General features: G+C 62.6%; 7 protein-coding genes and 1 pseudogene. 4 read left to right on the top strand and 4 right to left on the bottom strand.

Going from position 1 to position 13,248, the window contains the following annotated elements:
* From AS156_RS42740 to AS156_RS06245, 3 genes are all read left to right on the top strand, one after another.
* Positions 1-4,750 (top strand): beta strand repeat-containing protein (locus tag AS156_RS42740; RefSeq protein WP_201455999.1); only part of this gene is annotated, 4,750 nt, incomplete at its 5' end.
* 80 nt (positions 4,751-4,830) lie between these two features.
* On the top strand, positions 4,831-7,545 hold the full coding sequence (locus AS156_RS06250) for a type I secretion system permease/ATPase (protein WP_082747360.1): 2,715 nt from the start codon (positions 4,831-4,833) through the stop codon (positions 7,543-7,545).
* Complete coding sequence (locus AS156_RS06245) at positions 7,542-8,978, top strand: HlyD family type I secretion periplasmic adaptor subunit (RefSeq protein ID WP_066501436.1); 1,437 nt, start codon at positions 7,542-7,544, stop codon at positions 8,976-8,978. Before AS156_RS06250 ends, AS156_RS06245 begins: the two co-directional genes overlap by 4 nt.
* 486 nt (positions 8,979-9,464) lie before the next feature.
* Here the strand turns inward: AS156_RS06245 and AS156_RS40385 are convergent.
* From AS156_RS40385 to AS156_RS06230, 3 genes and pseudogenes are all read right to left on the bottom strand, one after another.
* Positions 9,465-10,226: pseudogene (locus tag AS156_RS40385) on the bottom strand (IS256 family transposase); the annotation flags it as partial.
* Entirely contained in the window at positions 10,145-10,744 is a 600-nt protein-coding gene (locus AS156_RS06235) for an NADPH-dependent F420 reductase (protein ID WP_066501432.1), read from the bottom strand. The pseudogene AS156_RS40385 and the gene AS156_RS06235, both read right to left, overlap by 82 nt.
* 38 nt (positions 10,745-10,782) lie before the next feature.
* Complete coding sequence (locus AS156_RS06230; RefSeq protein ID WP_066501430.1) at positions 10,783-11,517, bottom strand: SDR family NAD(P)-dependent oxidoreductase; 735 nt, start codon at positions 11,515-11,517, stop codon at positions 10,783-10,785.
* A gap of 273 nt (positions 11,518-11,790) precedes the next feature.
* Here AS156_RS06230 and AS156_RS06225 point away from each other — a divergent pair, with 273 nt between their 5' ends.
* Entirely contained in the window at positions 11,791-12,687 is an 897-nt protein-coding gene (locus AS156_RS06225) for a LysR family transcriptional regulator (protein WP_066501427.1), read from the top strand.
* Between the two features lie 144 nt (positions 12,688-12,831).
* On the opposite strand, the gene AS156_RS42735 is transcribed toward AS156_RS06225, so the two are convergent.
* A partial coding sequence (locus AS156_RS42735; RefSeq protein WP_160331062.1) for an SDR family oxidoreductase occupies positions 12,832-13,248 on the bottom strand: 417 nt, incomplete at its 5' end.

The raw sequence follows: 13,248 nt of genomic DNA, 5'->3' as shown, positions 1-13,248 counted from the left end.
GGTGACGGAGGCCGACGAGGGCGATCTGATCCAGGTGGTGGCGACCGCGACCAACGAGCAGGGGCTGACGGCTGCGGCGACCAGTACGGCCACCTCGGCGGTGACCGATGCGGCACCGACGATCTCGACGCCGACCATCAGCGGCCTCGCGCAGGAAGGCCAGACGCTGACCGCCTCGGCGAACGCCGGCCAGGGCGACAACCCGGTCAGCTATCAGTGGATGGAGAACACTGGCCCGGGCGGCAGCTATGTGAACATCGCCGGTGCGACGGGCTCGACCTATGTGGTGAAGGAGTCCGATGAAGGCTTCAAGATCGAGGTGGTGGCGACGGCGACCAACGAGCAGGGGCTGACGGCTGCGGCGACCAGCACGGCAACCAGTGCAGTGATCGACGCGGCACCGACGATCTCGACGCCGACCATCAGCGGCATCGCGCAGGAAGGCCAGACGCTGACCGCGTCGGCGAATGCCGGGCAAACCGACAATGCGGTCAGCTACCAGTGGCAGATCTCGACCGATGGCGGCACGACCTACACCAACATCGCCGGTGCGACGGGCGCGACCTACCAGGTGACGGAGGCCGACGAGGACGATCTGATCCAGGTGGTGGCGATCGCCACCAACGAGCAGGGGCTGACGGCTGCGGCGACCAGTACGGCCACCTCGGCGGTGCTGGATGCGGCGCCGACGATCTCGACGCCGACCATCAGCGGCACGGCGCAGGAAGGCCAGACGCTGACCGCCTCGGCGAACGCCGGCCAGGGCGACAACCCGGTCAGCTATCAGTGGCAGATATCGACCAACGGCGGCGCGAGCTTCACCAACATCGCCGGCGCGACGGCCGCGACCTATGTGGTGACGGAGGCCGACGAGGGCGGCCTGATCCAGGTGGTGGCAACCGCCACCAACGATAATCTGGTCACCATATCGGCGACCAGTGCGGCGACCAGTGCGGTGATCGACATCACCCCAACCTTGTCGACGCCGGTGATCTCGGGCACGGCGCAGGAGGGTCAGGTGCTGACCGCGACGGCGGCGGTGGCCAACGATGCCGACGCCACGATCAGCTATCAATGGCAGGCGCTGGTCGGCGGCATCTGGACGAACCTGACCGGCAACGGGGCCTCCACGCTAAGCTACACGGTGCAGGAGGCCGATGAGGGGCACCAGTTGCGGATCGTGGCGACCTCGACGGATAGCGACGGCAGCGGCACCGCGGCGAGCAGCCTGGCGACCCCGGCGGTGATCGACATCACTCCGACCCTGTCGACGCCGGTGATCTCGGGCACGGCGCAGGAGGGGCAGGTGCTGACCGCGACGGCGGCGGTGGCCAACGATGCCGACGTCACGATCAGCTATCAATGGCAGGCGCTGGTCGGCGGCATCTGGACGAACCTGTCCGGCAACGGGGCCACCACGCTGAACTACACGGTGCAGGAGGTCGATGAGGGGCAGCAACTGCGGATCGTGGCGACCTCGACGGACAGCGACGGCAGCGGCACCACGGCGACCAGCACGGCGACCGCTGCGGTGACGGATGCGGCACCGACGATCTCGACGCCGACCATCAGCGGCACGGCGCAGGAAGGCCAGACGCTGACCGCGTCAGCGAACGCGGGGCAAGCCGACAATGCGGTCAGCTACCAGTGGCAGATCTCGACCAACGGCGGCACGACCTTCACCAACATCGCCGGCGCGACGGCCGCGACCTATGTGGTGACGGAGGCCGACGAGGGCGGCCTGATCCAGGTGGTGGCGACCGCCACCAACGATAATCTGGTCACCACATCGGCGACCAGCACGGCCACCGCGGCGGTGCTGGATATCACGCTGGCGTTCGCGACTGCCGCGTCGATCTCCGGCACGGCTCAAGAGGGCCAAACGCTGACGGCGGTGAACGGCACCTTGAACGACAGCGATGCCTCGGTCACGGGCTATCAGTGGACTCGCGACGGGGTCAATATCTCTGGCGCGACGTCCTCGACCTATGTGGTGACGGAAGCCGACGAGACCCATGTGTTGCGCGTTGTTGAAACCGCGACCGACAGTGATGGCGGTCCGACGGTGACCTCGACCAGTGCGGCGACAAGTGCGGTGATCGACATCACCCCGACGCTGTCGACGCCTGTGATCTCGGGCACGGCGCAGGAGGGCCAGGTGCTGACGGCGACCGCGGCGGTTGCCAACGATGCCGACGCGACGGTCAGCTATCAGTGGCAGGCTCTGGTTGGCGGCACCTGGACAACTCTGATCGGCAACGGCGCGACCACGCTGAGCTACACGGTGCAGGAGGCCGATGAGGGCCGCCAGCTGCGGATCGTTGCGACCTCGATGGATACGGATGGCAGCGGCACGTCGGCGTTTAGTGCAGCGACAAGCGCGGTGACCGACATTACCCCGACGCTGTCGACGCCTGTGATCTCGGGCACGGCGCAAGAGGGCCAGGTGCTGACGGCGACGGCAGCGGTGGTCAACGATGCCGATGCCACGGTCGGCTACCAGTGGCAGGCTTTGGTCGGCGGCATCTGGACGACTCTGATCGGCAACGGCGCCACCACGCTGAGCTACACGGTGCAGGAGGCCGACGAGGGGCACCAGCTGCGGATCGTGGCGACCTCGACGGATAGCGACGGCAGCGGCACCACGGCGACCAGCCTGGCGACAGGTGTGGTGACTGACATCACCCCGACGCTGTCGACGCCTGTGATCTCGGGCACGGCGCAGGAGGGTCAGGTGCTGACGGCGACGGCGGCGGTGGCCAACGATGCCGATGCCACGGTCAGCTACCAGTGGCAGGCTTTGGTCGGCGGCATCTGGACGACTCTGATCGGCAACGGCGCCACCACGCTGAGCTACACGGTGCAGGAGGCCGATGAGGGGCATCAGCTGCGGATTGTGGCGACCTCGACCGATAGCGACGGCAGCGGCACTACGGCGACCAGCAGTGCGACCACCGCCGTGATCGACAGCACCAACACGCTAACAACTGTCATTACGAAAGGAACGAATACGCGCGGAACCGCAACATTCATCGTAACGTTCTCGGAAGCGGTCACGAATGTCGCCCTGAGCGACTTCGCAATGACGGGGACGGCCGCAACCGGGGCGCATCCTCCCACTATCTCACTATCAGGTTCCGGCACGACTTACACCGTGACGGCAACGTATGCTCCTGGCCAGGATAGCGGTCTTAGCCTTGGAATCAATTTCCAAAACAACACCAATGTGAAGGAAGCAGGAGGTTCATTGGCGCCCGGGGCAACGGGACCGCAATTCACCAATCTTGCTCCAGCTGGAGTAGCCGGGACGCCCATTAACTTAGGCCTCACCAATTCATCGGAAAGCCCAAGCGGCCCGATCACGGTAACGATGACCGGGGTTCCAACGGGCTGGAGCCTGAATGAAGGCACTGACAACGGTAATGGGTCGTGGACAGCGCAGACCGGTGATCCCGCGTCACTGACACTGACCCCGCCGGCAAGCTTCACAGGTGCCACCGTGCTCCAGGTCAATGAAACGTGGGCCAATGCAGATGGCAGCACAGGGAGCGCGTCCGTTACTGACAACGTGGAGGCCTACGCGCCCGGTTCACCGATCTTTGCTCTGTCAGGCGACGACCATCTCACCGGTGGTGGGGGTAATGACCTGTTCGTCTTCTCGCAGCCGATCGGCAACGACACCATCGATAGCTTCAACGTTGCGTCGGATCAGATCGATCTCGTCGGCTTTGGGATCACGAGCTTCAGTGACGTTCAGGCTAACCTCGCCGACGACGCCAACGGCAACGCCGTGATCACGATCGGAAATGGCGAGACCATCACCCTGCAAGGAGTGAGCTCGGCATGGCTGACTGCGAGTAACTTTGTATTCGATCAGACCCCGGTGACCCAGAATCCGGCAACAATGTCCATCGGCGACGGCGCGATCCTGCCGCTCTCCGGGATCATCAACAACACCGGCACGATCGGACTCAATTCAACTGGCGACGAGACCGATCTGGAGCTGATCCAGAACGGAATAACGCTGCAAGGCGGTGGCCAGCTCATTCTGTCAGACAACGCGCAGAACGTCGTTTTCGGCACGAGCTCGGGCGTCACGCTGATCAATGTGGACAACACGATCTCCGGCGCAGGACAACTCGGCGGAGGGCAACTTGATCTGGTCAACGAGGCCACGATCGATGCCAGCGGCATGAAGGCTCTCGTTGTCGATACCGGAAGCAACGCGATCGTTAATTCTGGCACGCTCGAAGCAACCGGCAGCGGTGGCCTTGTCATTGACAGCGCGGTCCAGAACTCGGGCAACATCTGGGCCAATGGCGGCAACGTTGACGTGACGGGCGTCGTCACCGGAAGCGGAACGGCGACGATTTCCGGCGCCGCCACGCTCGAGTTCGCCGCTGCATCGGCCGAAAACACGACCTTCGCTACCGGTGCGACGGGTACGCTAAAGCTGGATCAGGCGGAGAACTTTACTGGCACCGTCTCCGGATTTGGAGCGGGCGATACTCTGGATTTCTCCGATATCTCGGCTGGCGCCAATCTGACCGTCGGATATACGGCCAATTCGGCCGGCACCGGCGGCACGCTGAGCATCAGCGACGGGACACACAGCGCCAGCATCGCGCTATTCGGCCAATTCGCGGCCGCAGGGTTCCAGGTTGGAAGCGACGCCGGCGGAGGGGCGATGGTGACCTACGCGCCACCGGATCAGACCGCTGGCACATTGATCACACCGCCGAAAGCGTAAGGTTAAGCTCAACGAAATGAGGTTCCGGATTATCGATTTGCGATTGGTTCGTCGTACGGCGGAGGTTCAGGACAGGAAAGATGTGGGGCAGGGCTGATCATACGTACACCGGGGATTCCGGTCTTTTCGCGCTGGTTGTTTTGCTGCGCCTTCTCGGCGTCCAAGTGAATGTCAACCACGTTCGCGAAAGGTTTGGCCGAAAAGGGGTCGGCACCAAGCAAATGGTCCGTTGCGCCAGGGATCTTGGGCTGCGAGCTCGGGTCCAGGCGCCGAGCCTTGACCGACTGAGCGAGCTACGCTTACCGGGCATTGCGGCTTTGCGCGACGGTGGATTTATGATCGTCGGTAAAGTTTCCGGAAGTTCAGTGCTGATCCTAAATCCGACATCGTCGCACGAGGAGGAGATAACACTGGACCAACTTGAGTCCATCTGGGACGGGCGCCTCGTTCTGATGGCCCACGCTCGGACATGGTCCGATGTCGCAAAGCAACTGTTCGCTACGGTTGGGAGTGCCTTTCGCGCCCTGGCCCAACCCATCCGGACTTTAGCAAGACGTCTGTGGCGTGATGCGGGCACCTCTTCTCACAATCTCCCGAAATCGAGCCACAGCGTTTCATCTGCCGAAGAATCCCGTGAGGCATCCGACCCAGGCCAGATGACGACGCAAGGAGGGCCTGCTTCTGAGATCGCAGGCGACAGGGGGCTCCTCGCGCTGGTGATGCTGCTACGCATCCACGGGATCGGCGCGGAACCCGGGCAAATCCATCATCGGTGTGGCAATGTTGCCATCGGCATCAACGAGATGCTGCGATGTGCGAAGGAGCTCGGCCTCAAAGCACGCGTCAACTCAACGAGCTGGGATCGACTTGCGGCAACGCCACTGCCCGCCATCGCCGCGCTGAGTGATGGCGGCTTCCTGATTGTCGGCAAGGTCAGTGAGGACAAGGTCCTGATCCAATATCCGGACGCGCCGCGCCCCGAGGCATTGTCGCGCGAGGTGTTCGAGGCGAGGTGGGACGGCAGATTGGTCTTGATGGCGCGCCGTGCCTCTCTAACGGAGCTCTCGCGCCGTTTTGATATCGCCTGGTTCGTTGGCGCGATCTACAAGTATCGCCGCTTGCTGAGTGAAGTGCTGGTTGCCTCGTTCTTCTTGCAGCTGTTCGCATTGGTTTCTCCGCTTTTTTTTCAGGTGGTGATCGACAAGGTTCTCGTTCATCGCAGCATGAGCACGCTGGACGTGTTGGCGATCGGTCTTTTGGCCATTTCCGCTTTTGAAGCTATTCTCGGTACCTTGCGCACCTACATGTTTGCGCATACGACCAATCGAATCGATGTCGAACTCGGTGCGCGGCTGTTTCGTCATTTGCTCGCGCTGCCGATCGCCTATTTCCAGGCCCGCCGAGTCGGCGATTCCGTCGCACGCGTTCGCGAATTGGAGAACATTCGCCAGTTTCTCACCAGCTCGGCGCTGACCCTCGTCATCGACCTTTTCTTCACCTTCGTGTTTCTTGCGGTGATGTTCTACTATTCATCGCTGCTCAGCTTCATCGTTGTCGCGGCGTTTCCGTTCTATATCGCGATTTCCCTCGCTGTGACTCCCGTGTTCCGGCAGCGGCTGGACGAGAAATTTCGACGCGGCGCGGAGAATCAGGCGTTCCTGGTCGAGAGCGTCACCGGCATCGAGACCTTGAAGGCCATGGCCGTCGAGCCGCAGATGCAGCGACGCTGGGAAGAGCAACTCGCGGGCTATGTGGCAGCAAGCTTCCGTGTCCTTAGCCTCGGCAACTACGCGAACCAGGCGGTTCAGCTGGTCAACAAGGCTACCGTTGTCCTGATCCTCTATTTCGGAGCCAAGCTCGTTATTGATGGCGAGCTGTCCGTCGGCGAGCTTGTCGCCTTCAATATGCTGTCCGCTCGCGTGGCGGCACCGGTCCTGCGTCTTGCGCAGATGTGGCAGGATTTCCACCAGGCACGCCTGTCGGTGGATCGGCTCGGCGACATCCTCAACACGATACCCGAGCCGAGCACCAGCCCGAGCCGGGCCGCGCTGCCGGCGATCCGCGGTGAAGTGACATTCGAACATGTGAATTTCCGCTACCGGATCGATGCGCCCGCAGTCCTGAACGACATTAATCTTACGATCGCGCCCGGTCAGGTCGTCGGCGTCGTCGGATCGTCGGGGTCAGGGAAGAGCACGTTCGCCAAGCTTATTCAGCGTCTTTACGTTCCGGAGAGCGGTCGCGTGATGGTCGATGGCGTCGACCTCACCATGGTCGATCTGGCCTGGCTGCGGCGCCAGGTCGGCGTCGTGTTGCAGGAGAACGTGCTGTTCAATCGTTCGGTCCGCGACAATATCGCGCTGTCCGACCCGGCGGTGCCGATGGATCGCGTCATTGCGGCGGCGAAGCTGGCGGGCGCTCATGACTTTATCGTCGAACTCCCCGAAGGCTACGACACAATGATCGGGGAACGCGGCAACAGCCTGTCCGGTGGGCAACGGCAGCGTATCGCAATCGCGCGCGCGCTGATGACCAATCCGCGCATCCTGATTTTCGACGAGGCGACCAGCGCGCTCGATTACGAGAGCGAGCGCGCGATCCAGGACAACATGAGGGAGATCGCCGCTGGCCGAAGCGTTTTCATCATCGCTCACAGGCTCTCGACGGTGCGTCAGGCCGATCGCATCATTACCCTCGAACGTGGACGCATCGTCGAAGACGGCAGCCATGATCAGCTGATTCGCAGCAATGGCCGCTATGCCAAGCTGCATCACCTGCAGGCAGGCATCCGATGACGGCCGTACGAAAGGTCATTCAGTTTCCGAAGCGGGCGGACGCGATCCGCCGCGCCGAAAGCGAACTCGCCTTCCTGCCGGCGGCCCTTGAGATCGTCGAAACGCCTCCGTCTCCCATCGGGCGTGCGATCGGCGCGACCGTTATCAGTGTGTTCTGCGTCGCCCTGATTTGGGCCTCAGTTGGCACGGTCGACATCGTCGCCACTGCGCCCGGCAAGATTGTCCCGAGCGGACGGACCAAGGTCATTCAGCCGTTCGAGACCGGCGTGGTGAGGGCAATCCATGTGCGGGACGGTCAGAAGGTAAGAGCCGGTGAAGTCCTGATCGAGCTTGACCCTACCATGACTGATGCCGAGCGAGATCATCTCAAGAGCGATCTCCTCTCGTCCCAGATGGAGGTAGCGAGGCTGCGCGCTGCGGTCTCGGGCGAGAGCGACCCGGCCGAAGCCTTCGTTCCGCCTGAGAGCGCAAGCCCTTCGATGATCGAGATGAACCGGCAACTTCTCATCAGCCAGGTTGCCGAACACCAGGGCAAACTGGCGGCGCTCGATCGGCAGATCAAGCAAAAGGAAGCCGAACGGGAGTCGACCAAAGCCGCCATAGCAAAACTTGAAGCGACAATTCCCATTTTGTCTCAGAAAGTTGAAATTCGAAAGTATCTCTACGACAAGAACCTGGGCTCGAAAATCGTGTGGCTCACGGATTATCAAGAGCTGACTGGCCTTCAACAAGAGGTTCTGGTTCAAAAGAGTCATTTGCAGGAGGCGGAAGCGGCGATGGCCGCCCTGGTGGAGACCCGTGCGCAGACGGCGGCAGAATATCGCCGTGCAAGATTTGAGGAGCTAGCCAAGGCGCAGGAGAAGGCGGCGGGTCAGGCCCAGGACGTCATCAAGGCGGAGAAGCGTGCCAAGCTACAGGTCTTGCAGGCTCCGGTCGATGGCGTGGTGCAGCAGCTATCGGTGCATACGATCGGTGGTGTCGTGACACCGGCCGAGCCGCTGCTCGTCGTCGTGCCGCTCGATTCCCGACTGGAAATCGAGGCCATGGTATCCAACCGCGACATTGGTTTCGTGCACGAAGGCCAGTCTGCAGAGATCAAGGTCGATACGTTCAATTTCACCCGGTACGGCCTGTTGCACGGTGAGGTCATTAATGTGTCGCAAGACGCGATCACCCGCGACAAGTCTCAGGAAAAGAGTGGCGACAAAGTACGGGGGGCGGAAGTTTCAAGCAGCGAGCCCAAGGGCCAGGAGTTGAACTACGCCGCGCGCGTCTCGCTTGACCGCATGCAGATGCAGGTAGAAGACAGGCTCGTAAATTTGTCGCCGGGCATGGCCGTCACAATCGAAATCAAAACCGGATCGCGGCGGATCATCAGCTATCTGCTGTCGCCGATTATCAAGTACAAGCAGGAAATGTTCCGAGAGAGATAATCCCATCGGGACTGGCACCATCAAATCGCGGTGCTCGTTCTTGGTGTCGAACGGCCCCCCGAACGGCCTTCGGCGGAGCCGTTTCGCTTCAAGGATGGTCAATCGGTCGGTTCTGACGCTGGAAAAGGCACTTCGTGGACCGGCTGGGAGCCGCACGTTGTTGCGTCGTCTCTCTTATGCTCTTTCGTGACCGAGGACTTCGAAACACGTACTTCGGATCGGGCGACTGAGTTCGAGTGTGGCTCAAAGCCGAATCCAGCGGGAAGGGCAGCTCTTGGCGCAAAGCGGACCTGCCTGTCGTTGGGGGTAGTCCAGTGAGCGGAGCGAGCGCTCACTGGACAAACTGAACCTGCGTTTTGCTGATCACTGACAGTACCGGAAGCTGCGCCGCGGCGGGTGTGAGCGGTGGCGGTCCCGGCCAAGGGTGGCGTCCGGGAAGTGGTTGGAATTGGTGTGGCGGGTCTGCGGGTTCATGAAGCTATCTGATCATGCAACGAGGTCAATTGGGTGATCAGCGGGTTTGGTGTCGAGCGTCCGCCAGCCGTCGACTTTGCGCAGGTTGATCTGGCCCGAGGCGAGCAAGGCCCAAAACAACATGGCGGCGGTGTCTGCCGATGGCAGCACGGTCTGTGTCTTGATCCGCCGTTTGAACTCCTCGTGCAGACGTTCAATGGCATTGGTGGTGCGCACGCTCTTCCACTGGCTCGGCGGCAAACGTGCGAAGGTGAACAGCCGCTCGCCAGCCTCCTCCAGGCTGTCGGCCACGGCGCGATGTTTGAGCCGCCATTTGCGGATGAAGGCCCTGCGCCGGGTGGCGATCTGCTCGGGGGTCGTGGCATAGATCATGCCGTTGTAATCGGCGGTGATCTCCTCATGCAGGCGCTCGGGTGCGTGCGCCAGCAGGTTGCGGTGCTTGTGGACCGTGCAGCGCTGAACCGGTACGCCGTCCCATATGGCCGCGATCGCGGCCTCAAGCCCCACCGCGCCATCGACGATGAGGAACTCGGGCCGCCGCAGATCACGACGGACGAGATCGTCGAGCACGGCCCGCCAGGCTGCGGTGCTCTCGCCGCCCATACTCTTGATCGACAGCAATATCTTCTGGCCATCCGCGCGAACCCCGATCACGACAAGCAGCGAAGACCTGCGCTCTGCCGAGCCTCCGATTACTGCTCCTTCTTGAACAAATCCTGGAAGATGAGCTGGCCCCAAGTGCCGCCGCGTCCCTGCACCAGCGCGCCACCCTCGTTGAGCTTTCCCAGCTTGACGGGTGCGAACCCGAGTTGTTTGGCCAAGGCGGCCACGGGTGCGGTCGCGTCCTCGTCGTCTCCAGACAGAAAGACGACCCGGTGGCCGCCCTCGACAATCGGATCGGTAGCAAGGGTGGCTGCAATCAGGTGATTGAAGCCTTTCACGAGCTTGGCGCCGGTGAAGGCCTTCGCGACGAATGCCGAGGATGGAAGACCGTCGAGCTCCGCAGGCGGAGCTAACGTGTTCATCGTGTCGATGACCGTCTTGCCGTTCCAGTTCGGCAAGGCCTTCGCAACCTCGCGATGCTCCTCGAACGGGACCGCCAGGATGATGGTGTCGGCCGCGAGTGCTTCCCGCAGCGACTTGGCGACGACCGTGGGTCCAATCGCCCGAGCCTGCGGCGCGAGCACCTCGGGCGGCCGGCGGCTTGCGACGGTCACGTTGATGTTCTTGCGGGCGAAGGCGCGGGCGAGGGCCTGGCCCACCTTACCGAATCCTACAATCGCGTAGCTCATGATGCTTCTCCGATCCGTGTTGGTATTGATTGCCGCCTTCAGATGGCCGAGAAGCCGCCGTCGACAGACAGCTCCACCCCATTCACGAAGCTGGAATCGTCGGAAGCAAGAAACACCGCAGCTGCCGCAATTTCCTCAGGACGACCCATCTTTCCCCGCGGGATCAGGGATTCAAACATCCGCTTCGCCTCCTCGGTGAGAACTTGGTCCTGCATCGGTGTGGCGATCGGCCCCGGGCTCAGCACGTTCACCCGGATATTCCTGCCCTTCAATTCGTTGAGCCAAGTGCGTGCGAATGAGCGCAACGCCGCCTTGCTCGCCGAATACACGCCGTAACCGGGAAAACCTTTCACCGAGGCAACGGACCCGGTCATGAAGATCGATCCGCCATCGTTGAACAGCGGCAACGCCTTCTGGACCGTAAACAGCGTGCCGCGCGTATTCAGGCCGAAGGCTGCATCGAAATGCTGCTCGGTGATCTCGCCCAATGGGACGGCTTCGCCGATGCCGGCGCTCGCGTACAGGACGTCGATCTTGCCCTTTTTCTGCTTCACCGTATCGAACAAGCGGTCGAGGTCGTCGAGATTGGCCGCGTCGCCGCGCACGCCGGTTACGTTCCTGCCAATCAGCCTGACGGCGTCGTCGAGCGCCTGCTGCCTCCGGCCCGTGATGAAAACATAGGCGCCTTCTTCAACGAACCGCTTGGCGCTCGCCAGCGCCATGCCGCTCGATCCACCCGTGATGACTGCAATCTTGTCTTCAAGCTTTCCCATGACTTCTCCTTTCAGGCTCCGCCTTTGGTCGTTCGGGGAGGTCCCCGAGAGCCGCAACATGGGTCCACCGGAGCCGGGCGTTGAGTGCGGAAGCGCGCACATCGGTGGTGCGAAATCGATCCGGCTGGGCGACTGACGCCAGCGGCGATGATTGGTATCCGCCGCTCGGAACTGGGCCGCGCTGGTCGAAATCGGCTATGATGACCGCCCGTACTGCCGTTCGACGTGTTAGAGCGGCTTTAGAAGGCGCACCACGCGGTGCCGGATTGCACCATGATCGACTGGGATGACGTTCGCTATTTTCTTGCCGTCGCGCGCGGAGGCTCGGTGCGGGCTGCCGCCGAGCGCCTCGGGGTGAATCACTCAACCGTGCTCCGACGCATCGCCCAACTCGAGGAACGCCTCGGGGCGCACATGTTCGAAAAGCTGCCTTCGGGTTACCGCCTGACGACCGCGGGGGAGGAGGTTCTCGAGTTCGCGGACCAGATGGATGCGTCGTCGCACCAGCTGCAGACGCGCGTCTTCGGGCGCGACCAGGGCGTGCGCGGGCTTCTGCGGGTCACGCTGGCACCGACCCTCGCGACACACCTGCTCATGCCGGACTTCGCCGATTTCGCGCGTCTGCATCCGGACATCGAGATGGAAATCCTGTCGTCCGGCGAGCTGGCAAATCTGACCAATCGAGAGGCCGACGTCGCGATCCGAGTCGTCTACGACCGCAAAACCCTGCCGCTCAATCTTCACGGCCTGAAGGGGCCGGAGCTGTTCGGAGGCGTCTACATGTCCCGCGACCGTCTAGCCGCGTGGCGTGCGGGCGCGCCTGATCCTGTCAGGTGGATCGTCATCAGCATGCATGGCATCCCGGACTGGGCCAGCGAGGGTGAGGTTCGTACCACGGGGGTTCCGTTCAGGACCACGGACGGCGAGGCGCAGATCGTTGCGGTCCGGCAAGGGCTCGGGATGACGACACTGCCGTGCTTCGTCGGAGATGCCGACCCCCACCTGGCGAGGGTGCCGGGCACAGACCTGCACATGCATGGAACGCTCTGGCTTCTCACGCAGGGGGAGACACGCAAGACGAAGCGGGTGCGGCTCTTCACTGAGTTCGTATCCCGCAGGCTTGCCGCGTACGCGCCGCTCCTCGCGGGATTGTCCGTATCGCGCGATTGACGCGCGGCAGGTCGCCGGCGACGCCTGCCGTAATCCGGTCGGCGGTTCGGACGACGGGAGTTTTCACGGCGGAGAATTTTTGCAACGACAAATCAACTCGTGAGGCACGATGCAACAATTGAGTGGGAGCAGGGCGTCGCCCCCTCACAGCGGTTTGATGCTTGTGTCGCCGTAGCCGGCCCATGCCGCGGGCGAACTGGCGGCCTGTGCCGCCTGCGCAGGGGGAAGCGCGGTATTCCACTTTGCCGCGATGAAGCGTCGCCCGGTCACGTCGCTTGAGGCATCCGATGCCAGCCAGGTGATGGGAGCGGCCATGATCTCCGGTTGAAGCAGGGCTTTGGGATCGCCCATCTCTGCTGCCATCCGCGTCGCAATCGGGCCGCCTGGCAGCAGCACGTTGGCTGTAACGCCGGTCGATCGCAGTGACGCTGCCAGAGCCGCGATAAAGGCTTCTCCGGACGCCTTGGTCATTCCATACATCACGTGTCCCGGGTCAAGCATCGTATCGAGGCTGGTGGAGATGAAGATGATCCGTCCCCATCCACGCGCGACCATGGCGGG

The sequence above is a fragment of the Bradyrhizobium macuxiense genome (assembly GCF_001542415.1).
GTDB lineage: Bacteria > Pseudomonadota > Alphaproteobacteria > Rhizobiales > Xanthobacteraceae > Bradyrhizobium > Bradyrhizobium macuxiense.
This window is presented reverse-complemented; position numbering and strand designations above follow the sequence as displayed.